The sequence below is a fragment of the Micromonospora sp. CPCC 205539 genome, assembly GCF_036906815.1.
In the GTDB taxonomy this organism is placed as follows: Bacteria; Actinomycetota; Actinomycetes; order Mycobacteriales; family Micromonosporaceae; genus Micromonospora.
Genome location: NZ_JBAKHW010000007.1, coordinates 57,398 through 82,177, shown reverse-complemented (window position 1 = coordinate 82,177; position 24,780 = coordinate 57,398). Strand labels below are relative to the sequence as shown.

The following is a 24,780-nucleotide window of genomic DNA, read 5'->3' as shown; positions in this document are numbered from 1 at the left end:
GGCGGAGGTCAGCCCAGCGGGCCGACCTCCCGTTCGATGGCGGCGCGCAGGTCCGGGCCGGCCAGCACCGCGCGGGCGGCCTCCATGACCGGTGCGAGGAACACGTCCGGGCCCGGCTCGCCGGCCGCCCCGCCCAGCGCGGCGACGGCGGCCCGGCCGGCCGGCGACGGCACCAGCGGGGCGCGCAGCTGCAGTCCGCGTACGCCGGCCAGCAGTTCCACCGCGAGCAGGCTGGTCAGGTTGTCCAGCACCGTCCGCAGCTTCTTGGCCGCAGCCCAGCCCATCGAGACGTGGTCCTCCTGCATGCCGCTGGTGGGCAGCGAGTCCACCGAGGCGGGGGCGGCCAGCCGACGGTTCTCGGCGACGATGCCGGCCGCCGTGTACTGGGCGATCATCAGCCCGGAGTTCACCCCGGCGTCGGGGGAGAGGAACGCCGGCAGTTCCCGGGACCGGGTGACGTCGAGCAGCCGGTCCACCCGCCGTTCGGCGATCGCACCCACCTCGGCGGCGGCGATGGCCAGGAAGTCCGCGGCGAAACCGAGCGGCGCGCCATGGAAGTTGCCGGTCGACTCGACCCGGCCGTCCGGCAGCACCACCGGGTTGTCCACAACGGACACCAGCTCGCGGCCGGCGACCGTGCGGACGAAGTCCAGAGTGTCGCGGGCCGCGCCGGCCACCTGCGGTGCGCAGCGCATCGAGTACGCGTCCTGCACGGCGTGCGCCAGGTCGTCGCGGTGCGAGTCCATCACCCGGGAGTCCTGCAACAACCGGTGGATGTTCGCCGCCGACGCCGCCTGACCGGGGTGCGGTCGGATCGCGTGCAGCTCGGGCAGGAACGGCCGCTCCGAGCCGAGCATCGCCTCGATGGCCAGTGCGGCGGTCACGTCGGCCATGGCGAACAGGTGCGCCGCGTCGTGGATGGCCAGCAACAGCATGCCGAGCATGCCGTCGGTGCCGTTGATCAGCGCCAGCCCCTCCTTGGCGGCCAGCTCGATCGGCTTGAGCCCGGCGGCGTGCAGCACGTCGGCGGCGTCCTGGCGTTCGCCGGCCGGGCCGAGCACCCAACCCTCGCCGAGCAGCACCAGCGCACAGTGCGCCAGCGGCGCCAGGTCACCGGACGCGCCCAGCGAGCCGTGCTCCGGCACCCACGGGGTGATGTCGTGGTTGAGCAGGTCGACCAGCGCCTCGGCGACCAGCGGGCGGACCCCGGAGTGGCCCAGGGCGAGCGACCGGACCCGCAGCAGCATCATGGCCCGGACCACTTCGCGTGGCATCGGGGCACCCACCCCGGCGGCGTGCGAGCGGATCAGCGCGTGCTGCAGCTCGGCCCGGCGCTCCGGGGCGACGAAGGTGTTGGCCAGCGCCCCGAACCCGGTCGAGACGCCGTACACGGGCCGTCCGGCGGCCTCGATGCCGTCCACGATCGCGCGGCTGGTGGCCATCGCGTCCCGGGTGGCCGGGTCGAGGACCACCGTGGCGGTGCCGCGGGCCACCGCGAGCACGTCGTCGGCGGAGATTCCGGTGGGCTGGATGGTCACGGTCGTCATTGGGGCACTCCGTTGAGCAGGACCTGGCGGATCAGTGGAACACCGGGCCGGTAGGCCAGGTGCAGGTAGGACGGTGCGTCCAGGACGACGAGGTCGGCCCGGGCACCGGGGGTGAGCACGCCGATGTCGTCGCGCCGCAGCGCCCGCGCGCCGCCGACGGTCGCGGCCCAGACCGCCTCCGCCGGGGTCATGGCCATCTCGCGGACGGCGAGGGCCACACAGAAGGGCATCGACGAGGTGTACGACGAGCCGGGGTTGCAGTCGGTCGCCAGCGCGACGGTGACGCCGGCGTCGAGCAGTCGACGGGCGTCCGGGTAGGGAGAGCGGGTGGAGAACTCGGCACCGGGCAGCAGGGTGGCCACGGTGGTCGTCGACGTGCCGGACGTCCAGTCCACCGCCGTCGAGGCCAGCGCGTCCACGTCGGCGTCGCTCAGGTGGGTGCAGTGGTCGACGCTCGCCGCGCCCAGCTCCACCCCGAGCTGCACCCCCGCGCCGGGGCCGAGCTGGTTCGCGTGCACCCGTACGCCCAGCCCGGCGGCCTGACCGCAGGCCAGGATGGCTCGGGCGTGGTCGACGTCGAAGGCGCCCCGCTCGCAGAACACGTCGATCCACTTCGCGTAGGGCTTGGCGGCGGCCAGCATCGGCCCGCAGACCAGCCCCACGTAGTCGTCGGGGCGGTCGGCGTACTCGGCGGGCACCACGTGCGCGCCCAGGAACGTGGTCTCGGTGCTGGACTCGGCTGCGATCCGCAGCGAGCGGGCCTCGTCGGCGACGGTCAGCCCGTACCCACTCTTGATCTCCATGGTCGTGGTGCCCTGGCGCAGCGCCTCCCCGCGCAGCCGGCGCACGTTGGCCCGCAGTTCCCCGTCGGTGGCGGCCCGGGTCGCGCCGACCGTGGTCCGGATGCCGCCGCCGGTGTACGGCTGGCCGGCCATCCGGGCGGCGAACTCGGCGGCCCGGTCACCGGCGAAGACGAGATGTGCGTGGCTGTCCACGAAGCCGGGCAGTACGGCGGCTCCACCGGCGTCGATCCGCCGGTCGGCGGCCGGGGCGTACGCGGCCGGCCCGACCCAGACCACCCGGCCCTCCTCGACCAGCACGGCGGCGTTCCGGCGGATGCCCAGCACGCCCTCGCCGGTCCCGTTGGTGACCAGCTCCCCGATGTTGTCCACCAGCAGGCTGCTCATGCGGGAGTCACCGCCTCGATCGAGGCCGCCAGCTCGGCCGGGACGTCCACGCTCAGGTGCCGGCCCTCGGCGACCACCACCCGGCCGTCCACCACCACGTGGTCGACGTCCGCCGCCCCGGCCGCGAAGAACGCGCCAACCGGCGGCACCCCGGCGGTGCGGGCGCTGTCCAGCCGTACCGTGACCAGGTCGGCGCGGGCGCCGACGGCGATCCGCCCGGCGTCGGCCCAGCCCAGCGCGGCGTGCCCGGCGGCGCTGGCGGCGGTCAGCAGCTCGACCGGCGTGAACAGGCCACGACGTCGGGTGCGCAACCGCTCGTCCAGCTCCACGGCCCGGGCCTCCTCGAAGAGGTCGATCACCGCGTGGCTGTCGCTGCCCAGACTCAACCGGATACCACCGTCGGCCATCCGCCGCGCCGGGCCGATCCCGTCGGCGAGGTCGCGTTCGGTGGTCGGGCAGAGGCACACGCCGGTCCGGCTCTCCCCGAGCAGGGTCACATCGCCGCTGGTCGGGTGGGTGGCGTGGACGGCGGTGGTGTCCGACCCGAGCACGCCGTGCTCGGCGAGCAGAGCGGTCGGGGTGCGACCGTGCACGGCCCGGCACTCGTCGTTCTCGGCGGGCTGCTCGGACAGGTGCACGTGCAGCGGCGCCTGCCGCTCCCGGGCCCAGTCGGCCACCGTGCCGAGCTGGTCGGCGGGGACCGCCCGCACCGAGTGCACGGCGGCGCCGACCCGCGCGTGGGAGTCCGTGGGCTGGAACGCCGCCGCTCGCTCGGCCCAGCGGGCCGCGTCACCGTCGCCGAAGCGCCGCTGCGGCCCCGCCAGGGCCTGGCCGTCCACGCCGGCGGTCAGGTAACAGGTGTCCAGCAGGGTGAGCCGGATCCCCGCATGCGCGGCGGCCTCCACCAACGCGGCGCTCATCGCGTTCGGGTCGTCGTAGGCGCCGCCGTCGGGCCGGTGGTGCAGGTAGTGGAACTCACCGACGCAGGTGACCCCGCTCAGCGCCATCTCGGCGTAGACCGCCCGGGCCAGCGCCAGGTAGGTGTCCGGGTCCAGGCGGGCCGCGACGTCGTACATCCGGTCCCGCCAGCTCCAGAAGTCACCCCGGCCGCCGTGGGTGCGCCCGCGCAGGGCCCGGTGGAAGGCGTGCGAGTGCGCGTTGGCCAACCCGGGCAGGGTCAACCCGGGCAGCGCCACGGCGTCGGGGAACACCTCGACCCCGGCGGGCGGCCGACTTCCGGCGGTCAACGGCGTCACGCCGGTGATCCGCCCCCCGTCGGTCTCGATCAGCACGTCGGGCGTGGGCTCGGCGTGGTCGGGCAGCCAGGCGTACTCCGCGAGCCAACGGGTGGTGGTCATGCGCGGGTCAACTCCTCGAGCACCTGGGCCAGCGCCCGTACCCCGGCGGCGCAGTCGACGTCGGTGGCTGCCTCGGCCGGCGAGTGCGACACCCCGGTCGGGTTACGGACGAACAGCATCGCGGTCGGCAGGTGGGCGGCGAGCACCCCGGCGTCGTGGCCCGCGCCGGTCGGCAGCACCGGCGCGTCGAGCAGCGTGGCCAGCCGACCCGCCAGCCCCCCGTCGAACGCGACCAGCGGCGTCGCCGACTCCTCGGTCAGCGTGACCGCCGTACCGTCGCGGCGGGCCCGCTCGGTGACCTTGCCTCGGACCGCGTCGACCAGGCCGGTCAGGGTCTCCGGGTCGGCGGCCCGGGCGTCCAGCCAACCGGTCACCTTCGACGGGATGGCGTTGGTGGCGTTCGGCTCGACGGACACCCGGCCCACCGTGGCGTGCGCGCCGCGCAGCCGGGCCTCCTTGTTGGCCGCCAGCACGGTGAACGCGTAGGTGAGCATCGGGTCGCGGCGATCGGCCATCCGGGTCGTACCCGCGTGGTTGCCCTCGCCGACCACGTCGAAGCGCCACCGGCCGTGCGGCCAGATCGCGCTGGCCACCGCGACCGGCGCGTCCGCGTCGACCAGCGCGCGGCCCTGCTCGACGTGCAGCTCCACGAAGGCGCCGAACCGGCCCAGCAGCTCCGGGCGGGCGCCCGCCGGCCGGTCGCCGAGGGCCTCGGCGAAGCTCACCCCGGCCGCGTCGCGCAGCCCGGCCGCGCGCTCCACCGACAGTGCACCGGTGAGCAGGCGCGACCCCAGGCACGGTACGCCGAAGCGGGCGCCCTCCTCCTCGACGAACGCACCCAGCACCAGCGGCCGGTCCGGGGCGATGCCGGCGGCGCGCAGCTCGTCCACGGCGAGGAACGCGCTGACGATGCCGAGCGGCCCGTCGTACGCCCCGCCGTGCGGCACCGAGTCGAAGTGGCTCCCGGTCAGCACCGCGTTCCCGGACTCCGGGTCACCCCAGTGGGCGTACAGGTTGCCGTTGCCGTCCTCGGTGACCGGCATGCCGCGCTGCTCGGCCTGCGAACGGAACCAAGCCCGCAGCGCCAGCTCGGGCTCGGTCAGGGCGTAACGCAGGTAGCCACCGCTGCCGGCGTCCCGCCCGACCGGCGCGATCTCGTCCCACAGGGCCCGGAACCGGGCGGTCAGGTCGTCGGTCACGCCGGCCCCTCGGTCATCGGGACGCGCACGCCGGTGCGCTCGGCGACCTCGCGGGCTGAGTCGTAGCCGGCGTCGACGTGCCGGATGACACCCATCGCCGGGTCGTTGGTCAGCACCCGCTCGATCTTCTGCCCGGCGAGGGCGGTGCCGTCGGCCACGCAGACCTGACCGGCGTGGATCGACCGGCCGATGCCCACCCCACCGCCGTGGTGGATGGACACCCAGGACGCGCCGCTGGCCGTGTTGACCAGCGCGTTGAGCAGCGGCCAGTCGGCGATCGCGTCGGAACCGTCGGCCATCCCCTCGGTCTCCCGGTACGGGCTGGCGACGCTGCCGGTGTCCAGGTGGTCCCGGCCGATGACCACCGGGGCGGAGAGTTCGCCGGAGGCGACCATGTCGTTGAACCGCACGCCGGCCTTGTCCCGCTCGCCCTGGCCGAGCCAGCAGATCCGGGCCGGCAGGCCCTGGAAGGCGACCCGCTCGCCGGCCAGTTTGATCCAGCGGGCCAGGGACTCGTTCTCCGGGAACAGCTCCAGGATGGCCCGGTCGGTGGCGGCGATGTCGGCCGGGTCGCCGGAGAGCGCCGCCCACCGGAACGGGCCCCTGCCCTCGCAGAACAACGGCCGGATGTACGCGGGCACGAACCCCGGGAAGTCGAACGCGCGCTGGTAGCCGCCGAGCTGCGCCTCGCCCCGGATCGAGTTGCCGTAGTCGAAGACCTCGGCGCCGGCGTCGAGGAAGCCGACCATCGCCTCGACGTGCTTCGCCATCGACGCCCGGGCCCGGTCGGTGAACTCGGCCGGCTTCGCCGTCGCGTAGTCCCGGGCGTCGGCCAGCTCCACGCCGAGCGGCAGGTACGCCAGCGGGTCGTGCGCGCTGGTCTGGTCGGTCACGATGTCGATCTCGACGCCCCGGGTCAGCAGCTCCGGAAAGACCTCGGCGGCGTTGCCGACCACGCCCACGCTCAGCGCCCGGCGCTCCCGCTTCGCCGCGCGGACCCGGGCGATCGCGTCGTCCAGGGAGTCGGCGACCTCGTCCAGGTAGCGGTCGTGCACCCGGCGGTCGAGCCGGGTCCGGTCCACGTCCACGATCAGGCAGACGCCACCGTTCATGGTGACCGCGAGCGGCTGCGCGCCACCCATCCCGCCGCAGCCGGCGGTCAGCGTCAACGTGCCGGCGAGAGTGCTGTCGAACCTCTTGGCCGCGACGGCCGCGAACGTCTCGTAGGTGCCCTGGAGGATGCCCTGGGTGCCGATGTAGATCCACGAGCCGGCGGTCATCTGCCCGTACATGGTCAGGCCGAGCTGCTCCAGCCGGCGGAACTCCGGCCAGGTCGCCCAGTCGCCGACCAGGTTCGAGTTGGCCAGCAGCACCCGGGGCGCCCACTCATGGGTGCGCATGACCCCGACCGGGCGGCCCGACTGCACCAGCATCGTCTCGTCCTCGCGCAGGTCGGTCAGCGTACGGACCAGTGCGTGGTACGACGGCCAGTCCCGTGCCGCCTTGCCGGTGCCGCCGTAGACCACCAGGTCGTCGGGGCGTTCGGCCACCTCGGGGTCGAGGTTGTTCATCAGCATCCGCAGGGCGGCCTCCTGCGGCCACCCTCGGGTGGTGAGCTGGCTGCCTCGTGCGGCACGGACGGGCTGGGTCATCTCTGGTCTCCTCCGGTCATCCGAGGAACAACTGACGGCGGGCCGCGGAGGCTTCGAACGCCTCCAGCCGGCGCTGGGTGTCGGCCGGTGCGGCGTCGCAGATCGCCTGCAGCACCACCATGGCCAGGGTCATCGGGGCGGTGTGCAGGTCGAAGACGAGTTGGGCGCCGACCGCGGCGGGCAGCACCACGTCGGCGTGCTCGGTGGCCGGACTGACCGGCGAGTCGGTGATCGCCACCACGGTCAGCCCGGCGGTGCGCGCCGCCCGCAGCGCGTCCAGGGTCTCGCGGGGGTAGCGGGGCAGCACGAAGGCCAGCACCGCCGAGGCGCCCGCCTCGGCGGCCTGCTCCAGCCGGTCGGTGAGCAGGCTGCCGCCGTCGTCGATGACCCGCACGTCCGGGTGCACCTTCGCCGCGAAGTAGGCGAAGTACGCGGCCAGCGGCGCCGCGGCCCGCAGACCGAGCACCGGCAGCGGGCGGCTGGCGGCGAGCAGCCGGCCGGTCTCGGCGATCCGGTCCCGGTCGGCGAGCTGACCGGCCAGCCGGTCCAGGTTGCCCATCTCGGCGCGTACCGCCTGCTGGAGCTCGTTGCCGGCGTCGGCGGGCCCGCCCGGCGCGGCGGTGGTGAGGTCGCGCAGGCGGCGGCGCAGCGCGGGATAGCCGTCGTGGCCGAGCGCGACGGCGAACCGGGTGACCGAGGGCTGGCTGACCCCGGCCAGCTCGGCCACCTCGGCAGCGGACAGGTAGGCCACGGCCGGCGCGTGCTGGACCAGGCAGTGTGCGATCCGACGCTGGGTCGGGGTGAGGCGCACCCCGTCGAACAGGTCGAGCACCTGCTCGGCCGTCGCCTCGACACCTCCGTCATTCACGCTGCGACTCTATGCATGAAAACTTTCAGAGAGCAACCGTTCGGTGGCACACCTCTCGGTCACCAGAGGGAAGCCGGTTGAGCGTGGCCTCTGTAGTATCCGCACGGCGGTTGAGCGGAGGAGTGCGGATGCAGCCGGACGGCCCGTACAGGTTCACCCACATGTTGGGCGGATGCCAGGTGGGGAAGGCGTGGGCGGCCATCGACGAGCAGGGTCGGCTGGTCACCGTGGCCGTGCTGGACGCGACCGTCGCGGCGACGCCCGCCTGGCGCGAGGCGTTCGTCGGCACCGCGAACGCCATGGCGCAGACGCAGGGCGGCCAGCCGTTCGCGTACGCGGACTTCGGGGCCGCGGCACCGTGGGTCGCCTACCCGGCGGAGGCCGGCCCGGGCGCGGAGAAACTCTTCCGGGCGCTGGGCTTGGACTACGAGCCGATTCCCGGCACCGTCGTCGGATCCTCCACGGTGGACACTCCGCCGGCACCTGGTCCCACCGACCCGGTCGCACCGCCGATGCCGGTGTCCGGTGTGCCGCAGGTCTCCGCGCCGCCGATGCCGGTCTCGGGTGTGCCGCAGGTCTCCGCACCGCCGTTGCCGGTGTCCGGCGCCCCGCAGGTCTCCGGGCCGCCCCACGCGCCCTGGGCGATGCACGGCGGCCCCATCCCGGTGCAGCCGGTCTCCGCGGCGCCCCATCCGGTCTCCGGCGCCGGTGCCGCCTCCGCCGCCGCGGACCCGACGATCCCGTCGGACACCCCCGGGCCGTCCGACGTCCGCGATCCGTTCACCGCACCGGTCCGGCGGATCCAGCCCTCACCGCCGCCCAAGCGGCGCACCGGGCCCTGGGTCGGTGTCGGCGCCGCCGCGCTGGTCGTCGCCCTGGGCGCCGGTGCCACCGTCTGGGCACTCACCGGCGGCGACGACCCGAGCGACCCGCAGACCCCGCCCACGGCGGTCGGCACGACCGCCTTCCCGACGGCCCAGGCGGTCAACCCCGGGATGAGGCCATGGGCCCAGGCCGCGCCGTACAGCCCCGAGGAGCGTGCACTCGCCGTCGCCGCACCGTCGATGGTGTTCGTGGAGGCGGTCTTCACGGGCACCCTCCGGGAGGCGAAGTCCGGGGTCCCGTTGAGCGTCACGCCGGTCACCTTCAAGCGGCGGTGCAGCGGCTTCGTGGTGCACCCGGACGGGCAGGCGGTCACCAACGGTCAGTGCGTCCGCCCGTCGGTCGACGCGGCCCGTGAGCGGGCCCTCTACACGCTGGGCCGGATCCTCATCGAGCAGAAGAAGCTCGCCGCCCCTGGCCTGGACGAGTACGTCCGCACTCGGCTGAGCACCACGGCGTTCACCGGAGCCACACCCGGCTCCGAGCCCACCAGTCAGGTGTTCGGCCAGTTCAACGTCGCCCGGGGCGACCTCACCGCCAGTCCCGCCATCCCCGGCCAGGTGGTGCGGGTCCTCGACCCCGACGCCGGAAACCTCGCGCTGCTCAAGCTGGCCCAGCCGAGCCTCCCGGCCGTGGAGTTGGCCAGCGGTGGCGCGCCGGGTCCGGGCGCCGCGCTGCTCGTGATGGGTTACCGCACCACCGACGCGGACTTCCGGGCCGCGACCTACACCGTGGAGAGCAAGCCGGCCCAGGTCGCGGGCACCGCCAACCAGGGCTCGGTCAGCGTGTCCCGCCTCAACGACGACGTCGGCATCTATTCGAGCGGCGGCGTCGCGTTGGACACCGCCGGTCGGGTGGTCGGTGTGCTGGACAACGACCGGGCGGCCAGCGGCGGGGCGAACCGCGCACTGGTGCCGGTCGCGGTGGTCACCGGACTGCTCAGCGAGGCCGGTGCCAGCAGCAGCCTCGCCGACACCGACCGGGTGTACCGGGACGGGCTGGACGCGTTCTTCGCCGGCCGGAACGACGACGCCATCGACAGCTTCGACCGGGTCGCGTCGAGTTCACCGGCCAACCTGCTGGCGCAGGCGTACCGGCAGAACGCCGTGGACCGGGCCCGGCTCGCCGGTGAGTCGGACGGCTCGTCCCGGCTTCCGATGGCGTTGCTCGCGGGGTTCGGGGGTGCGCTGGTGGTCGGGTTGGTCGTCCTCGTGGTGGTGCTCCTCCGCCGCCGGCCCCGCTACTGACGGGAGCCGGACCGCGCGGCGGGGGCCTGCTCAGCGCGTCGAGTCGTCCCGTCCCCAGGCATCGCGCGGGTGCCGCCGGGCCTTGAGCGCGGCCGCGACGGTGACCGCCACGTAGATGGTGGCGGCCGGGGCGAGCCACGGTCGGGGCAGGACCACGTCGCGCAGCCAGGAGGAGGGGACCGAGGCCCGGACGCCCGTGTGGCTCGCGCGCAGCATCGTGTTGCCGGCGCGGACCCGAGCCAGGGTGCGAAGCAGGTCGCGGGTGCGGCGCGGCGCCTGCACGTACGAGGTGGCGTCGGCCACCTCCCGCTTCTCGGCCGACGAGAACTGCGAATCCAGGAAGAGGTCGTCGGCGATCTGTTCGGGAAAACGGTCGAACCGTTGGTGGCCGGCCGCCGAGATGGCGATGGCACCGCGACCGAAGAGCGCGTCCGCGAAGATCGGCAGCCGGGTGTTGATGGCGTAGTACGCGTGCACCGCCAACGGGCGGCCTTCGGTCACCAGGTGCCGGCGGGGCATGACCGCCAGCGGTGCCGCGTCGCCTTCGGTCAGCGCCGCGGCCATCCGGTGCAGCGCGCCCGGGGTCAGCACCACGTCGGCGTCGAGGTAGATCCGGGGGAAGCCCTTGGCGGCGCTGTCACCCACGTTGAGCGCGTTGGCCTTGCCCGCCTCGGCCACCTCGATGACCCGTACGCCCGGTCGCTGCGCGGCGACCCGCGCGGTGTCGTCGGTGCAACCGTTGGCCACCACCACGATGTCCAGGTCATCCGAGCCGTCGTCGGCGAGTAGCGCGTCGAGGCAACCCCCGATGACACGGGCCTCGTTGTGTGCGGCGATCACCACAGAAATCATCGAAATGTCGCACCGTTCCACAGTCGAGGCTGGTCCAGGTCGGATCGGCGGTGCCGTGCCGGACGAAGTGCCACGTCGCATCGGGGGCACACGGCGGTCCAGCTTGCCGGAGAGTGCGCCGCCGTCGCAAGGTGGGTCCGATACGGGCCGACCAAATCAACCGGATATGTCCACCCAAGGTGGTCGGCATCAGGCCCCGACGGGTGCTTCTGCCCGATGGCCGGACCCCGGAGAACAGCCCTGCCTTGGTATCGTCCTCGTGATTCTGAGGCCGGGTGGCGATTGAGCAAAGTGGATGTCCATTTCCGACATTCCGCTCAGTCTCCGCCCATCGGCGGTCATCGCCGGCCAGAGAACGATGGTCGGGACGGCGTCGGCCGGCGCGGCGGCGTGCCCGCGATGTCGGCCGCCGCCTGCGGCGGACACTGATGAGGAGACACGCCCGCGATGGGAATCTTGACCACTCCGGCCCGCGGACCACGGCCGGAGGCGGGGCACGGGGACGTGCTGACGCCCCGCCACGAGCGGATCGCCAGTCACCTGGTGACCGCCGCCCTGGCGCTCGTCGCGGTGAAACCACTGCTCGACATCGGCGAGAAGGACGCCGGTGGTGGGGTCGACCTGGGCGTGGTGCTCACCGCCATCGGGGCCGCGTTGATGATCGCGGCGTACGGGCTGGTCGCTCTCGGCGCCCGTCGGCTGCCGCCCCGGCCGCTGCTGCTCATGGCGGGTGGGTTGGCGCTGCTGCTGGTCATGTCGGCGGTCAGTTACCTGCTCATCGGCGCCCGTGCCGACCTGCTGGACCTCTTCGACGTGCGGCGTTACCCGATCTACGGCACACACCTCGAACCCACCCGGGCCATTCCCGCCGAGGCGCTACGGCTGATCGTCGGCTTCGCTCCGATCGCGCTCCTCGGGCTGATGCTGGTACGCCGGGGCTTCATCTCCACCCGCCGGCTCGTCCTGGTGACCGGGGTGGTGCTGCTCGGCGCCATCGTCCACTGTGTGCTGGCCTGGCTCCAGGTCGCCGGCGTCATTCCGTACTCGTTCTACTTCGAGCTGGCCAACTGGCAGAAGATCGGCCGCCCCTCCGGGGGCTACTACCACCCCATGTCGCTCGGTCGACTGCTCATCTTCTCGGTGTTCCTGGTCTACGTCCTGAAGGACCGGCTCCGAGTGCCCGCCGCCGTCCGGTACGCGCTGATCGGCCTGTTCGTCGCCACCGGCGCCGTCTCACTGCACCGCTTCACGCTCATCTGCCTGGTCATCATCGTGGCGGCTTTCGAGGCGCGGCGGGTCCGTGACCTCATCGCTTCCCGGCGGGCCGGCACGCGGGTGAACCGTCGGGCGGCGCTGCTGGTGAGCGGCGCCGTGGTCGTGGTTGCCGCCGTCGCCGGTGGCCTCTGGGGCGGAGCCATCTGGGAACGCGTGCGGGTGGCCTTCACCGAGGTGGGGTCGCTCGACGTCCGCTCCGACACCTTCATGCACGGCCGGGGCGCGATCTGGAACGACGTCGCGGAGATCCTGGGCCGCTCGTCGCTGGACGTCTGGCTGTTCGGCTTCGGCTACGAGCCCTGGGACATGCACAACGACCTGATCCGGGTCATGGTGATCTGGGGGGTCGTCGGCGTCGTCCTGACCGCCGCGATCCTCGTCGGGCTGTACCGTCTCGTCCGCGCGCAGACCGGCCGGTCCGGTCGACTGCCACTGCTGGTGCTCTTCGCGACGCTCGTCATCTTCGGGCTCACCCAGAAGCCCCTGGCGTACCCGTACTTCCTCTGGCTCTTCTTCCTCGGCGTGCTGGCGGTGCTCGCCGTGGACGTCGAGACAGGTGAGGGTGACCAGCCCGAGCCGGCCGCCGAGCGGCCCGCCGACAACGAGTCGGTGGTGGCGGGCGGTACGACGTGATGAACCCCTCCGTCCCGGCTCCGGTCCGAGGGGCACACCCCAACCCGCCACGGCAGGGTGGGGCCGTCGAGCCCATAGAGCGGCCCGCGGTGGACGCGGTCACCACGCCACTGGTCCGGCCGACCTTCTCGGTCTGCATCGTGGTGCGTGACCGGGCGACACTGCTCGTCAACGCGGTGCGCAGCGTCCTGGACAACACGTTCCGGGATTTCGAGCTCGTCATCGTCGACGACGGCTCGCAGGTCCCGGTCGGCCGGGTGATCGAGGAGGCGCGACTCACCGCGGACCGCCGGGTCAGGGTGTTGAGCCAGCCGCCCACCGGCATCGCCGAGGCCCGCAACCGGGGCCTGCGCGCAGCCGTCGGCCGGTACGTCACCGTGCTCGACTCGGACGACGAACTCACCCCCGACGCGCTGGCCCGACTGCACGAACTGCTCACCACCACCGGGCGGAGCTGGGTCTACGCCGACTACATCGAGATCACCCGGGGCGCCACCCGTCCCATTCGGCTGCCCGAGTACGCCTCGGCCGACCGGATGCTGCTCGGCGTGCTGACCCGCCCTCGCCTGCCGTTCAAGCACTCCGGCACCACCATCGACCGGCACGTTCTGGACACCATCGGCGTGTACGACGAGAGCTTCCGGCTCTTCGAGGACGTCGAGTTGATGCTGCGCGCACTCCGGTCCGGTGTGCACCCCTGCCACCTCGACCACCCGATCGTGCGATTCCAACGCCACGACGGCAACGTCACCCGGGGCCGGCTCGGCGGGTTGGTCTTCTGGTTCCGGCTGATCGACATGTACCAGCCGTCCCGGGTGCCTGGGGTGGGTCTCGGCATCAAGGCGCTCCGAACGCTGAGCGAGACGGGCAAGTGGTTTGTCACCCGCATCCGTTGACCTCGACCCCGCCGTACCGGCGCGCCCACGGGCTCCGCGCGGCCGGGTGATCCGCGTGTTGGCCCACCTGAGCATGCTCGGCCTGAGCCAGGTGGGTGTCACCGTCGCGGCGTTCGCCACGCAGATCCTGCTGGCCCGCAGCCTTCCGCAGGCCGCGTTCGGCACGTTCACCGCGGCACTCGCCGTGGTGTCGCTGACCGCGCCGCTGGCGGTGTTCGGCGTCTCCGAGCTGTGGTTGCAGCGTTTCGGGCAGGAGGGCGGACGGGCCCACCGCTGGGTGGGTCCGTCGCTCCGGCTGGTGCTGGTCGCGAGTGCGGCGCTCGTCGCCGCCACGATGGCGTGGAGCCTCGCCGAGTGGCCCGCCGACGCCGACTCCGGGGCAGTCCGCGCGCTCCTGGCCAGCGTGATCGTGGCGCAGGCCGGTCTGGCCCTCGTCGCGTCGGTGCAGCAGCTCCGCGGCGCGTACGCCGGCCTGTCCGCGCTTCAGGTCGCGCCGCACCTGGGCCGGGTCGTGGTGGTGCTGGCCGTGTGGCTGTTCGGGTTGTCGGTGGTGGCCGCCGCTGCCGGCTACGCCGTGGTCGCCCTGCTCACGGTGCTGGCCTGCGTGCTCGTCATGCGGCCCTTCGTCCGCGGTGACATGCCGCTGGAGGGGCACCAGCGGCCGGACACCACGTCGCCACCCGGGCCCGCGGTGCCGGTGACCCGGGTCGCCCGGGCCGCCACTCCGTTCGTGCTGGGCAACGTGTTCTACCTGCTGGGCATGTACCTGGGCACAGTGGTGGTCGCCGAGGTGAGCGGCCCCGAGGCGGCGGCGGTGCTGTCGGTGCCGATGTCCGTGCTGACCGCCGTGTACCTCGTCCCCCGGGTGGTCTACCAGCAGTACTTCCTGGCCAAGCTGCACCGCTGGTCGGGCACCGACCGCGGGGCGATCCTGATGGCGTACCGCTACGGCGGCACCGGGATGGTGGCGCTCGGCGCCGTCATCGCGCTGCTGGTGGCACTCGGCGGGCTGCCGACACTGCCCTTCCTGCTCGGCGAGGAGTACCGGGAGTCCGCCCGGGTCCTGGCCGTGCTCGCCCTGGCCATCCCGTTCCGGTTCGGAGGCGCCGCAGTGGCCTCACTGCTCACCAGCGGTGGCCTGCTCCGTCGAAAGGTCGCCTACCAGGGGGTGGGAGCCCTGGTGTTCCTCGTGGCCCTGGCGATCGCCACCCCGGTCTGGGGCATCATGGGTGCGGCAGTGGCGACCGTCCTGGCCGAGATCGTCCTCTGTGTGCTGTTCTGGATCGCGGTACGCCGACGGGTGGTCGGTGACGCTCCTCTGCCACCGTGGCACGATCTGCGCCGGCGCCTGACAAGGGAGACTCCACGTGCGTCCTGAACCGAGCGCGGCGGCCCGGCGTCCCCTCGTCGTCGGGTACTACGGCATGGAGAACGTGGGGGACAACGCCTTCTGCGTCGTCCTGGACTGGGCGACCCGCACCTACTGGGGTGCCGCGCAACCCGTCTTCGCCGCCCCGCCGATGGCCGACCTGCCCGAGGGGACCACCGGCATGAGCGCTCGGTGGTACGGCGGCCGTGGGGCCGCCGAGCGGGCCGGTGCACTGCTCACGAAGGCCGCCCTGCTGAGCCGGTCCTCGATGCTGGTCTTCGGTGGTGGCTCGGTCTTCCGGGACATGGGCCGGCTCAGCGAGAAGAAGCTGTTCGCGCTGTTCAGCCGGTTCTCCGGGCATCCGATGGCGGCCGTCGGTGTCTCGGTCGGTCCGTTCCTGTCCGCCGCCGCCGAACGCCGCCTGGTCGAGGTGCTCAAGCGGATCGACGTCATCGGTGTCCGCGACTCCGCCTCGGCGGAGGTGCTCCGCCGGGCCGGCTACCCCGGTCTGCTCATCCCCGCGGGCGACCTCGCCGGTCTGCTGCCCGAGGCGCTCGGCGAGCCGATCCCGCCGCGTCGACCCCGCCCGGCCCCGGGTGCCCGGGCGCGGCTCGGGGTGACCCTGCTCGGCGTCGACTACGAGGCCGCCGCTCCGGAGGTACGGCGACGCGAGGACGCCCTGGTCGAGGGCGTTCGGGCGCTGGTGCTCAAGGAGCCGGTGGACGTCACCGTGTTCGTCTTCAACACCCACCCCGAGCACGGCGACGAGCAGGTCAGCGAGCGGCTCCGCGCCGCCGTCGCCGACCACTGCGACGTCCGGGTGGTGACCGCGCGCGACGGCGTACGGGCGTGCTGGGCCGAGATGAAGCAGTGTGACCTGGGCCTGCACATGCGGTTGCACGGGGCGGTCTTCGCCTACCTGGCCGGCGTGCCCTTCGCACTGGTGCCGTACCAGCAGAAGTGCGACGACTTTCTGGACGAGATCAGCCAGCCGCCCACGCTGCGGCTCGGCCGGGTGCCCGAGGACCCGGCGGAGGTGACACGCATGATGGCCAGCCTGCTCACCGACCCGAGCACGCCCGGTCTGCCGCGCGAGGTCTTCGCCGAGCGGGCACGGTGGAACTTCACCCGGGCGCCGTGGGCGCTCGGTCCCGCAGCGGGTCCGTCACCGGAGTGACCGACCGGGTGACCACGCAGGAGCGGGAGCCGATCACGCCGGGGCTGGCGTTCGTCCAGCCGCCGGGGATGGGGCCGGGCCACCCCACGGGCCGGCGATCCCGTCGGGTGCCGGTGCTGCCCGTGGCGCTCACGCTGGTGGTGGTGGTCGTGCTGCTGGTGGCCGGCCTGGCGGTGGCGTGCGGCGCCAAGCGGTCCCCCGGCGACCGGGCCGCTCCCGCCGCGCCGACCAGCTCGGCACCCACCGTGCCCCAGCGGCCGGTGCTCCGGGACCTGATGCCGCCCCGCGTCCGCATCGGGTCGGCGGCGGACGGCCGGGGGATGAGCCTCGACCCGGAGTACGCCGAGCTGCTCGGCGCGGAGTTCAACGCCGTCACGCCCGAGAACGCCATGAAATGGGGCAACCTCGAACCGTCGCCCAACGTGTACGCGTGGGCCGGCGCCGACCAGCTCGTCGAGTTCGCCGACCAGCACGACCAGGCGGTGTACGGCCACACCCTGCTGGGTCAGAGCGACGTACCGAAGTGGGTGGACCCGTCCTGGTCGTCGGATCAGCTGCGGACGGTGCTCCGTGAGCACGTGACCGCCGTGGTCTCCCGCTACCGGGGTCGGGTCTGGGCGTGGGACGTGGTCAACGAGGCGCTGGACGAGGACGGCTCGCTGCGCGAGACGCTGTGGCTGCGCAAGCTGGGCCCCGGTTACGTGGCCGACCTGTTCCGGTGGGCGCACGCGGCCGACCCCGGCGCGCGGCTGTTCATCAACGACTACGGCGTCGAGGGTCGGACCCGCAAGGCCGATGCCCTGCTCGCCATGGTCCGGGACCTACGCCGCTCCGGGGTGCCGGTGGACGGGGTCGGCTTCCAGAGCCACCTCAGGTGGAACGAGCAGCCACGCGACCTGCTGGGTAACCTGCGCCGCTTCGCGCAACTCGGCGTGTCGGTGGCGATCACCGAACTCGACGTCCGCATCGAGCTGCCGGAGACCGCCGCGAAGCTGGACCGCCAGGCGGCGCTCTACCGGCAGATGCTCCAAGCCTGTCTCGCCGTGCCCGCCTGCGTCTCGTTCACCGTGTGGGGTTTCACCGACGCGCGCAGCTGGATCCCCAGCTACCACCAGGGGTACGGCGCGGCCTGCCTCTTCAACGCGGCGCTGGTCCCGAAGCCCGCCCACGCCGCCCTGATCGACGAGTTGCGGCGGCTTCCGCGCCCCAGCGGAGCCGCTCCGAGCCCCGACTGAGCGGATCGACACGGCGACCGGGTGAGCGCCGTGCCAACCGTTCCCAGCTTCGACGACATGTATCGGTGGAAAGGAAGCTCGTGTCCGCCAACACCCAGTTCCTCTCAGCTGTCACACCCCAGCAGACACCGAGGTACGACCCCGAGCTGGGGGTGATCACCCCTCCCTCCAACGGTATGGCCCGGTCCGTGTTCGCGCGTCCCGTCGCGCCGCGGTCCAACTGGCGCAGGCGGTACGTCGCCTGCCTCGTCCTGCTCGACGTGCTCGTCGCCCTGGCCGCAAGCCGGACGGTGGTCGCCCTGCTCGACGAGGCCGACGCCGGCTTCTGGGACCAGCAGGTGCTCGGGGACGTCAGCTCGTTCACCCTGGTGGTGAACCTCGGCGTCCCCCTGGGCTGGCTGATCATGCTCGGCGCCGCCGGGGCGTACGACCGGCGGGTGCTCGGGTTGGGCACCGAGGAGCTCAAGCGGGTGGCCCGGGCCAACCTCGCGATGGCCGCCACGGTCTCGTTCCTGGCGCTCGGCTTCAAGAAGGACCTGTCCCGGGCGACGGTCGCCGCCGTCATCATCTGCCTGCTGCTCTACACGTTGGTGGCCCGCTTCGCGGCCCGGGTGGTGCTGCGGCGGATCCGACGAGGCGGCCGGGCGTCGCAGCAGGTGCTCCTGGTCGGGCGGCTCTCGGACGCGCTCGCCCTGCACGAGGTGGTGACGCGCAACCAGGGCGCCGGGCTGCACCCGATCGCCATCCACCTGCCCCGCCACCCCCGGCCGGGCGAGCGGGTGACCGCGCCGGTGCCGGTCTACGTCGGCTGGGACCTGGTGCCGCTGGTGCAGCAGCTCGGTGCGGACACCATCGCCGTCTGCGGTCCGGCGAGCCTGGAGTCGTACGAACTGCGCAAGTTGGCCTGGCAGTTGGAGGGCACCGGCCTGAACCTGGTGGTGGTCCCACAGGTGACCGACGTGACCGGGCCGCGCATCCACGTCCGGCCGATCGAGGGTCTGCCCCTGCTCAACGTGGACGAACCGACCATCTCCGGCCTGTCGCTGCTGGCCAAGAGCGTCCTCGACCGGCTCACCGCGCTGGTCGGGTTGGTGGTGCTGAGCCCCGTGCTGCTCGCCATCGCGGTGGCGATCCGGGTCGGCGACCCGGGCCCGGTGATGTTCCGACAGACCCGGATCGGCCACGAGGGTCGGGCCTTCAAGGTCTGGAAGTTCCGGACCATGTACACCGACGCCGAGCAGCGTCTGGCGGCTCTGCGGGACCGTAACGAGAGCGACGGGCTGCTCTTCAAGATGAAGGACGATCCCCGGGTCACGCGGATCGGCCGGCACCTCAGGGCGCTCTCACTGGACGAGCTGCCGCAACTGATCAACGTCCTGCGCGGGCAGATGTCGCTGGTCGGTCCGCGGCCACTCCCCACCGAGGACGACGACTACCGCGGCGACGTACGGCGACGGCTGTTGGTGCGACCGGGCATCACCGGCCTCTGGCAGATCTCCGGCCGCTCCGACCTGACCTGGGACGACGCGGTCCGACTGGACCTGCACTACGTCGACAACTGGTCGCTGATCTACGACCTCGCCATCCTGTGGAAGACGGTCAGCGTGGTGCTGGCGCGGCGCGGGGCCTACTGACCCGTGACGGGGTGGCGGCCTCGCGGCCCCACCCCGTCACCGGCCCGGTCACTTCTTTCCGGCGCTGACGATCTCGCTGACCGAGTCCCGGCGGACCGCCTCGTAGAACGACTTGACCCGGGTCGTGTCGGCGAACACCACGCTCTCCGAGCCGACCTGCCCGGTGCCCTTGGTCGGGCTGGTGAGGAACATCATGTTCCCGCCCCGGATGTCGCGGAGCTGCGTCGCCATGTCCAGCAGAGACAGGCCCTTGTCCACCGAGACCGAGCCCGAGGTGGCCTGGAGGAAGCTGTTCAGCTTGCCGGGGTTGGTGATGATGCCGCCCGAGGAGACCTTGTCGATGATGGCCCGGATCACCTGCTGCTGGTGACGGATCCGGGCGAAGTCACCGTCCGCGAATTGCTTGCGCTGGCGGGAGTAGTCCAACGCCGCCTCGCCGTTCATCCGCTGCACACCCTGCTTGAAGGTGCGGAACGGCGGGTGGATCGAGGTGAAGGACTTCTCCGAGTTGATGTCGACACCCCCCAGCGCGTCGATGATCTCCTTGAAGCCGGCGAAGTCGATCAGAGCCACGTGGTCCACCCGGACCTTGGTGAACGACTCCACGGTCTGCACCATGAGGGGCACCCCACCCCAGGCGTACGCGGCGTTGACCTTCGCGTCCCGACCGCCGTGGTTGCCGTCCTTGGACTTCGGCACCGCCACCCAGGTGTCGCGGGGAATCGAGATCAACTGGACGCTCGAGCGGTCCTTCGGCAGGTGCGCCAGGATGATCGTGTCGGTCCGCGAGCCGCTCGTCTTCTCCGGATCGCGGGAGTCGCTGCCCAGGATCATGATGTTCATGGCTCCGGTGACGACGGGCTGCGGGCGGGACTCCTCGGGCACACCCTGGAAGGCGTCGACCCGCTCGATGTCCGACTCGACCGATCGCAGGTAGAGCCCACCGGCCACCACGCCACCAGCACCGACCAGCACCAGCACCAGCAGGCTGATCAGGACGACGCGCCGCCACCGGCGACGGCGCGGCGGCGCCTCGCCCGGGGACGTCTCGGTCGGCTCTGACCCCTCGACCGGCTCCGGCCCGTCGGTGACACCGGTGGTCGGGTCCGCGCCGGGATCGGCGGTCTGTTCAGGACGTGACATGGGCGCGATCGTACTGAACCTTATTTACGAACGAGTACCCTCGTCCGGCCACCACCGCCCACCATCAGGCCAAACTGGACCGGCGAGGTCCCCGACCGCGACGACGGCATGGCATGGTTGCCGGGTGCGGCTGACCTCGATCCACACGTACCCCGTCAAGGGCTGTCACCGGCTCGACCACGACGGTGCGCTCGTGCAGCCGTGGGGCCTGGCCGGCGACCGGCGCTGGATGGTCGTGGACGCCGACGGCATCGGCGTGACGCAGCGGGACACGCCGCGAATGGTCGCCCTGCGTGCCGCCGTCCACACCGGTGGCCTGTCGCTGCGCGCGGACGGGCAGCCCGACATCGACGTACCCGAGCCGACCGGCGGCGACCAGATCGACGTGCGCACCTTCCGCCACCGGCACATCCCGGTCCCCGCCCTGGCCGCCGGTCCGGCGGCCGACGCCTGGCTCGGCGCGCTGCTCGGCCGGCCGGTACGGCTGGTCTGGCTGGCCCAGCCAACCCGGCACCTGGCTGTCGAGGAGCGCCCGTACGACACCGGCGACCAGGTCAGCTTCGCCGACGCCTACCCGCTGTTGCTGGCGAACGCCGCCTCCCTCGACGCCCTCAACGGTTGGCTGGCCGAGGCCGGCGAGGAGCCGGTGCCGATGGCACGGTTCCGGCCCAACCTGGTGGTCGAGGGGGCGCCCGCCTGGGCCGAGGACGACTGGGTCGGCCAGTCGCTGCGCATCGGCGACCTGCGCTTCCGCGCCGCGGGGCCGTGCGAGCGCTGCGTGGTGACCACGACCGACCAGGAGACCGGGGTACGCGGCAAAGAGCCACTGCGCACGCTCGGCCGGCACCGCAACGTCCAGCAGAAGCTGCTCTTCGGGCTGCACCTCGTGCCCGTCGACAGTGGACCACTGGCGATGGGTGCGCCGATCGTCGTCGACTCCTGACCCACCGTTCACTATCCGTCGATGCTGTCTTAGCTTTGGCTTAGCCGGCTTGTCCCCTCGCGCGCGGTCCGGCAGCATCGCCCGCGTGACGGACGCAAGCGCTCCCGGCGGCGTCGACATCGACCTGGATGTGGAACGGGCCCCGGACGATCGACCCCGGCGCTCCTTCGGCCCGGCGCCCTGGTTGGTCGCCGCCGGTGTCACCGCCCTCGCGGCGGTGCTCGGACTGACCCTGACGCTGCGCGCGGGCTCCACCCCGGCCTGCGCCGCCGGCCGTCCACTCGCCGTCGCCCCGCCCACCGGCACCGCCGCGCACAGCGGAAAAGCGACCTTCTACGACTCGAACGGCGCCGGCGGCAACTGCTCGAACCCGGCCGCGCCGCCCAATCGGCTCTACGTCGCACTCGGCCCGACGGAATACTCGGCGGGTGCCGCCTGCGGCGGATTCCTCGACGTGACCGGCCCGAAGGGGACGGTCCGCGTGCTGATCATGGATCAGTGCCCGGAGTGCGCCCCCGGGCATCTCGACCTGTCCCGGGAGGCGTTCGCCCGGATCGCCAACCCGGTCCAGGGCCTCGTCCCGGTCACCTACCGCGCGGTGGTGAACCCGCCGCTGCCCGGCCCACTCACCTTCCGGATCAAGGAGGGCGCTTCGCAGTGGTGGTTCGCCGTACGCGTCGGCAACCACGGCAACCCACTGCGCTCGGTCGAGGTCCGGCAGGGCACCTCGGGCCCTTGGCGGTCGGCCGCTCGCCAGGACTACAACTACTGGCTGATCGCCTCCGGCGCCGGCCCCGGCCCGTACAGCCTGCGGGTGAGCGACGTGTACGGCCACCGCGTCACCGTCGCCGGCATCCGGATGGCGCCCGGTCAGGTGCAGACCAGTGTGGTGCGGATGTACGACCGTGGCTCGGCCGCGACCACCGCGCGTCCGTCCCGGCCGTCGACCGCCCGGCCCGGCGGAACGCCGACAGCGGCCCGCAGCCCGGCCCAGAAGACGCCGGTGAGCGCCTCGGCCCCGGCGGTGGTCGACGCGGCGGCCACCCGGCCGGCCGGCGCGACGGCCCGCTGGTGCGAAGGCTGACCGGTCAGTCGGTCGGCATGAGGTCGAGCCACATCAGGACCTCGTCCCGGTCGTCGCCGGGCGCCAGCCGCAGCGCGCCCGGCAGCCGGCCGATCTCCCGGTAGCCCAGGCGGCGATAGAACCCGTCCAACCCCAACCCGTCCCGCACCGTCACGTGCAGCGCCTCGCGGCCCAGCTCCCGCCCCAGCCGGGCGGCCTCGCGCATCAGCGCCGAGCCGTACCCGCTGCCCTGGGTGTCCGGGTGGACCATCACCCGCTTCAGCACGCACCAGTGCGCCTTCAGCCCGAACCGGTTGTCGCTGAAGATCAGCAGGGCCACCAGTCGGTCGTTGGCGTACCCGAGGAGCAGCCGGTCCGGTCCGTCCGCGATCCCGGCGAAGGTCGGATCGGCGGTGGCGCGTACGTCGGCCGTGGTGACCGGCGGCACGAAGCCGACCGCTCCGCCGGCGTTGGTGACGTCCACCCAGAGGGCGACGATCTCGGCGCGCAGATGGGGGGTCAGCTCGGGGTCGAGGATGAAGCGCAGGCTCACGACGATCATCCTGACCCGGCGACCAGGCCCACGGCCCACGACCGTGACGAGCCCGACAAGCTCGGCCCGCAGGCGGGCCGGGTGCGTTGACTGGTGCGGGAGGGGGGATTCGAACCCCCACGCCCTTTCGGACAATAGGACCTAAACCTATCGCGGCTGCCATTACGCCACTCCCGCCAACGCGCTGAGTCTAGAGCGTCTGGCTTGGACGGTGTTGAGCCCCGGCCTCCCTCGGGACGGTCGCGCGTGAATCCGGTGCGACAGCCTCAGTCGAGGCCGAGGTCGCGGCGGAGCTTGGCGACGTGGCCGGTGGCCTTGACGTTGTAGAGTGCCCGTTCGATCTTTCCGTCGGCGTCGATGACGAAGGTCGAGCGGATCACCCCGGTCACGGTCTTGCCGTACAGCTGCTTCTCGCCGTATGCGCCGTAGGCGATCAGGACCGCCTTGTCGGTGTCCGACACGAGCGGGAAGGTGATCGCGTCGCGGTCGCGGAACTTGGCCAGCTTCTCCGGCTTGTCGGGGGAGATGCCGACCACCTCGTAGCCGGCGGCCTGGAGGGAGGCGAGCGAGTCGCGGAAGTCGCAGGCCTGCTTGGTGCAGCCGGGGGTCATCGCCGCCGGGTAGGCGTACAGGACCACCTTGCGGCCTCGCAGGTCGGCCAGGGAGAGCTGGTCACCGGTGTCGGTGGCGAGGGTGAATTCGGGCGCGGGGTCACCGGGGGAGAGGCGGTCGGGCGCGGTCATGGCCCCGACCCTACCGCCGGACCGGCCGGTGCCGTCGTCGGCGGCGCGCCGTCCGGCCGAGCTCCCCGGCCGCAAAGGTGATCAACACCATGCCTTGTTGCCAGAGTCTGGCAACAGCGAGGCTTGGGAAATAGGCTGATCGCGCCGACCCGGCCGGGCCGGCTGACGCGTGGGAGGTCGCGTGAGAACCCTGGCGATGCACATCTCGAACGGGATCATCGAGGGCCCCGTCGCAGCGATCTTCGCGGCGCTCGCCCTCGCTGCGCTCACCGCCTGCGTCCTGCGTGGTCGGCGTGACCTCGACGACCGGTTGGCGCCGATGGCCGGCCTGGTGGCCGCGTTCATCTTCGCCGTCCAGATGCTGAACTTTCCGATCTTCACGGCGGGGGTGAGCGGTCACCTGCTCGGAGGCGCGCTCGCCGCGATGCTGGTCGGCCCCTGGGTCGGCGCGCTCTGCGTGGCCGTGGTGCTGGTCGTGCAGGCACTGGTCTTCGGCGACGGCGGCGTGGCGATGCTCGGCCTCAACATCACCAACATGGCGCTGATCGGCACCGCCGCGGCGTACCTGCTGATCGCACTGCTGTTGCGGGTGCTGCCCCGCACGCCGGCCGGTCTGGCCGTGACCGCGTTCGTGTCCGCCGTGCTCAGCGTCGTCGTCGCCTCCCAGGGCTTCGTCCTCGAATACTGGCTGGGCGGCACCACCGACCTGGGCAGCAACCTGACCGGCCTGGCCGGCACGATGGCCGGGGCCCACCTGCTGATCGGCATCGGCGAGGGCCTGATCACCGCGACCACCGTGGTGACCGTGGCGAAGGTGCGCCCCGATCTGGTGTACGCGCTCCGCGGGCTGCGCACGTCCGCCGTCCCCACCGTTGCGGCCGTCGGAGGTGTCCGGTGAAGAACCGTTCCTGGAGTTTCCTGGTCGGTGGCCTGCTGGTCGCCCTGCTGCTGGCCGGCGTGGTGAGCAACTACGCCTCCTCCCACCCCGACGGGCTGGATTCCTCCCTGCTCAAGGGCTGCACCGTCGACGCCGACGACACCATCACCGGCGGCAGTTGCCCCGCCCAGCAGGCCCGGGATCACGAGTTGGCGGACAGCCCGCTCGCCGACTACGGGGTGCGTGGCGTGGAGAACGGCTTCCTCTCCACGGGTCTCTCCGGGGTGCTCGGAGTGCTGCTCACCTTCGCGGTCGGCGCTGGCGGCTTCTGGCTGCTGCGCCGCCGGGGCACGGCGGCGGGCACGGCCACCGCGACGACGCCCGCCGGGGTCGACGCCGCGGCGTCCGACGACGTCCGCGCCGACGCGGCCAGCTGAGCAGGGGTAC

Annotated in this window: 21 protein-coding genes and 1 tRNA gene; 11 read left to right on the top strand and 11 right to left on the bottom strand. The window is 72.7% G+C overall.

Annotated elements, in window-relative coordinates; all coding sequences use genetic code 11:
* Positions 1–8: 8 nt before the first annotated feature.
* From hutH to V6V47_RS08535, 6 genes are read right to left on the bottom strand one after another with little or no spacing between them, the layout of a single operon-like run.
* Positions 9–1,547, bottom strand: a complete 1,539-nt coding sequence (gene hutH, locus V6V47_RS08560; RefSeq protein ID WP_334627537.1) for a histidine ammonia-lyase — start codon at positions 1,545–1,547, stop codon at positions 9–11.
* Positions 1,544–2,734 (bottom strand): imidazolonepropionase, encoded by a 1,191-nt coding sequence (gene hutI, locus V6V47_RS08555; RefSeq protein WP_334627536.1) that lies wholly within the window; start codon positions 2,732–2,734, stop codon positions 1,544–1,546. Before hutI ends, hutH begins: the two co-directional genes overlap by 4 nt.
* On the bottom strand, positions 2,731–4,092 hold the full coding sequence (locus tag V6V47_RS08550) for a formimidoylglutamate deiminase (protein WP_334627535.1): 1,362 nt from the start codon (positions 4,090–4,092) through the stop codon (positions 2,731–2,733). Before V6V47_RS08550 ends, hutI begins: the two co-directional genes overlap by 4 nt.
* Positions 4,089–5,291 (bottom strand): allantoate amidohydrolase, encoded by a 1,203-nt coding sequence (locus V6V47_RS08545; RefSeq protein ID WP_334627534.1) that lies wholly within the window; start codon positions 5,289–5,291, stop codon positions 4,089–4,091. The genes V6V47_RS08550 and V6V47_RS08545 overlap by 4 nt, the downstream gene beginning before the upstream one ends.
* Positions 5,288–6,943: a urocanate hydratase gene (gene hutU / locus V6V47_RS08540; RefSeq protein ID WP_334627533.1), complete on the bottom strand. Its 1,656-nt coding sequence runs from the start codon at positions 6,941–6,943 to the stop codon at positions 5,288–5,290. Before hutU ends, V6V47_RS08545 begins: the two co-directional genes overlap by 4 nt.
* Positions 6,944–6,959: 16 nt before the next feature.
* On the bottom strand, positions 6,960–7,811 hold the full coding sequence (locus V6V47_RS08535; RefSeq protein WP_334627532.1) for a MurR/RpiR family transcriptional regulator: 852 nt from the start codon (positions 7,809–7,811) through the stop codon (positions 6,960–6,962).
* Between the two features lie 128 nt (positions 7,812–7,939).
* Here V6V47_RS08535 and V6V47_RS08530 point away from each other — a divergent pair, with 128 nt between their 5' ends.
* Entirely contained in the window at positions 7,940–9,940 is a 2,001-nt protein-coding gene (locus V6V47_RS08530) for a trypsin-like peptidase domain-containing protein (protein ID WP_334627531.1), read from the top strand.
* Between the two features lie 30 nt (positions 9,941–9,970).
* On the opposite strand, the gene V6V47_RS08525 is transcribed toward V6V47_RS08530, so the two are convergent.
* Positions 9,971–10,792, bottom strand: coding sequence for a glycosyltransferase family 2 protein (locus V6V47_RS08525; protein ID WP_334627530.1), 822 nt, complete (start codon positions 10,790–10,792; stop codon positions 9,971–9,973).
* A gap of 447 nt (positions 10,793–11,239) precedes the next feature.
* Between V6V47_RS08525 and V6V47_RS08520 the strand changes: the two genes are divergently transcribed.
* The 6 genes from V6V47_RS08520 (at position 11,240) to V6V47_RS08495 (ending at position 19,011) form a co-directional block, all read left to right on the top strand.
* On the top strand, positions 11,240–12,700 hold the full coding sequence (locus V6V47_RS08520; protein ID WP_334627529.1) for a hypothetical protein: 1,461 nt from the start codon (positions 11,240–11,242) through the stop codon (positions 12,698–12,700).
* A gap of 89 nt (positions 12,701–12,789) precedes the next feature.
* Complete coding sequence (locus tag V6V47_RS08515; RefSeq protein WP_334627528.1) at positions 12,790–13,596, top strand: glycosyltransferase; 807 nt, start codon at positions 12,790–12,792, stop codon at positions 13,594–13,596.
* Positions 13,597–13,651: 55 nt separating this feature from the next.
* The gene (locus V6V47_RS08510) at positions 13,652–14,974 is read left to right on the top strand and encodes a lipopolysaccharide biosynthesis protein (protein ID WP_334627527.1); all 1,323 of its coding nucleotides are present in this window, start codon (positions 13,652–13,654) and stop codon (positions 14,972–14,974) included.
* Entirely contained in the window at positions 14,964–16,142 is a 1,179-nt protein-coding gene (locus tag V6V47_RS08505) for a polysaccharide pyruvyl transferase family protein (RefSeq protein ID WP_334627526.1), read from the top strand. Before V6V47_RS08510 ends, V6V47_RS08505 begins: the two co-directional genes overlap by 11 nt.
* 8 nt (positions 16,143–16,150) lie before the next feature.
* Positions 16,151–17,377 (top strand): endo-1,4-beta-xylanase, encoded by a 1,227-nt coding sequence (locus V6V47_RS08500; RefSeq protein ID WP_334627525.1) that lies wholly within the window; start codon positions 16,151–16,153, stop codon positions 17,375–17,377.
* A 176-nt stretch (positions 17,378–17,553) separates the two neighbouring features.
* A complete protein-coding gene (locus V6V47_RS08495) occupies positions 17,554–19,011 on the top strand; it encodes a sugar transferase (protein WP_334627711.1) in 1,458 nt (485 codons plus the stop codon).
* A gap of 48 nt (positions 19,012–19,059) precedes the next feature.
* Here the strand turns inward: V6V47_RS08495 and V6V47_RS08490 are convergent, their stop codons facing one another.
* Positions 19,060–20,154, bottom strand: a complete 1,095-nt coding sequence (locus tag V6V47_RS08490; protein WP_334627524.1) for an LCP family protein — start codon at positions 20,152–20,154, stop codon at positions 19,060–19,062.
* Positions 20,155–20,278: 124 nt separating this feature from the next.
* On the opposite strand from V6V47_RS08490, the gene V6V47_RS08485 reads away from it, so the two are divergent.
* Together V6V47_RS08485 and V6V47_RS08480 are read left to right on the top strand one after the other, a co-directional pair.
* Positions 20,279–21,097 carry an MOSC domain-containing protein gene (locus V6V47_RS08485; RefSeq protein WP_334627523.1) on the top strand — a complete coding sequence of 273 codons (819 nt, stop codon included), beginning with the start codon at positions 20,279–20,281 and terminating at the stop codon, positions 21,095–21,097.
* A gap of 85 nt (positions 21,098–21,182) precedes the next feature.
* Entirely contained in the window at positions 21,183–22,181 is a 999-nt protein-coding gene (locus V6V47_RS08480) for an expansin EXLX1 family cellulose-binding protein (RefSeq protein ID WP_334627522.1), read from the top strand.
* Positions 22,182–22,185: 4 nt separating this feature from the next.
* Here V6V47_RS08480 and V6V47_RS08475 read toward each other — a convergent pair whose 3' ends face one another.
* The 3 genes from V6V47_RS08475 to bcp all read right to left on the bottom strand — a co-directional run bounded on the left by V6V47_RS08475 (position 22,186) and on the right by bcp (position 23,456).
* On the bottom strand, positions 22,186–22,713 hold the full coding sequence (locus tag V6V47_RS08475; protein ID WP_334627521.1) for a GNAT family N-acetyltransferase: 528 nt from the start codon (positions 22,711–22,713) through the stop codon (positions 22,186–22,188).
* A 91-nt stretch (positions 22,714–22,804) separates the two neighbouring features.
* Positions 22,805–22,890, bottom strand: a tRNA-Leu gene (locus V6V47_RS08470).
* Positions 22,891–22,979: 89 nt separating this feature from the next.
* Complete coding sequence (gene bcp, locus V6V47_RS08465; RefSeq protein ID WP_334627520.1) at positions 22,980–23,456, bottom strand: thioredoxin-dependent thiol peroxidase; 477 nt, start codon at positions 23,454–23,456, stop codon at positions 22,980–22,982.
* A gap of 181 nt (positions 23,457–23,637) precedes the next feature.
* Here bcp and V6V47_RS08460 point away from each other — a divergent pair, with 181 nt between their 5' ends.
* Together V6V47_RS08460 and V6V47_RS08455 are read left to right on the top strand one after the other, a co-directional pair.
* A complete protein-coding gene (locus V6V47_RS08460; RefSeq protein WP_334627519.1) occupies positions 23,638–24,354 on the top strand; it encodes an energy-coupling factor ABC transporter permease in 717 nt (238 codons plus the stop codon).
* Entirely contained in the window at positions 24,351–24,770 is a 420-nt protein-coding gene (locus tag V6V47_RS08455; protein WP_334627518.1) for a PDGLE domain-containing protein, read from the top strand. The genes V6V47_RS08460 and V6V47_RS08455 overlap by 4 nt, the downstream gene beginning before the upstream one ends.
* The last annotated feature ends 10 nt before the right edge of the window (positions 24,771–24,780 follow it).

What these genes read in the sequence shown, in the direction of transcription:
- hutU (WP_334627533.1), bottom strand. Translation starts at nt 6,943, where the DNA reads ATGACCCAGCCCGTCCGTGCCGCACGAGGCAGCCAGCTCACCACCCGA.
- V6V47_RS08525 (WP_334627530.1), bottom strand. Translation starts at nt 10,792, where the DNA reads ATGATTTCTGTGGTGATCGCCGCACACAACGAGGCCCGTGTCATCGGG.
- bcp (WP_334627520.1), bottom strand. Translation starts at nt 23,456, where the DNA reads ATGACCGCGCCCGACCGCCTCTCCCCCGGTGACCCCGCGCCCGAATTC.
- V6V47_RS08490 (WP_334627524.1), bottom strand. Translation starts at nt 20,154, where the DNA reads ATGTCACGTCCTGAACAGACCGCCGATCCCGGCGCGGACCCGACCACC.
- V6V47_RS08550 (WP_334627535.1), bottom strand. Translation starts at nt 4,092, where the DNA reads ATGACCACCACCCGTTGGCTCGCGGAGTACGCCTGGCTGCCCGACCAC.
- V6V47_RS08495 (WP_334627711.1), top strand. Translation starts at nt 17,554, where the DNA reads ATGGCCCGGTCCGTGTTCGCGCGTCCCGTCGCGCCGCGGTCCAACTGG.
- hutI (WP_334627536.1), bottom strand. Translation starts at nt 2,734, where the DNA reads ATGAGCAGCCTGCTGGTGGACAACATCGGGGAGCTGGTCACCAACGGG.
- V6V47_RS08530 (WP_334627531.1), top strand. Translation starts at nt 7,940, where the DNA reads ATGCAGCCGGACGGCCCGTACAGGTTCACCCACATGTTGGGCGGATGC.
- V6V47_RS08520 (WP_334627529.1), top strand. Translation starts at nt 11,240, where the DNA reads ATGGGAATCTTGACCACTCCGGCCCGCGGACCACGGCCGGAGGCGGGG.
- hutH (WP_334627537.1), bottom strand. Translation starts at nt 1,547, where the DNA reads ATGACGACCGTGACCATCCAGCCCACCGGAATCTCCGCCGACGACGTG.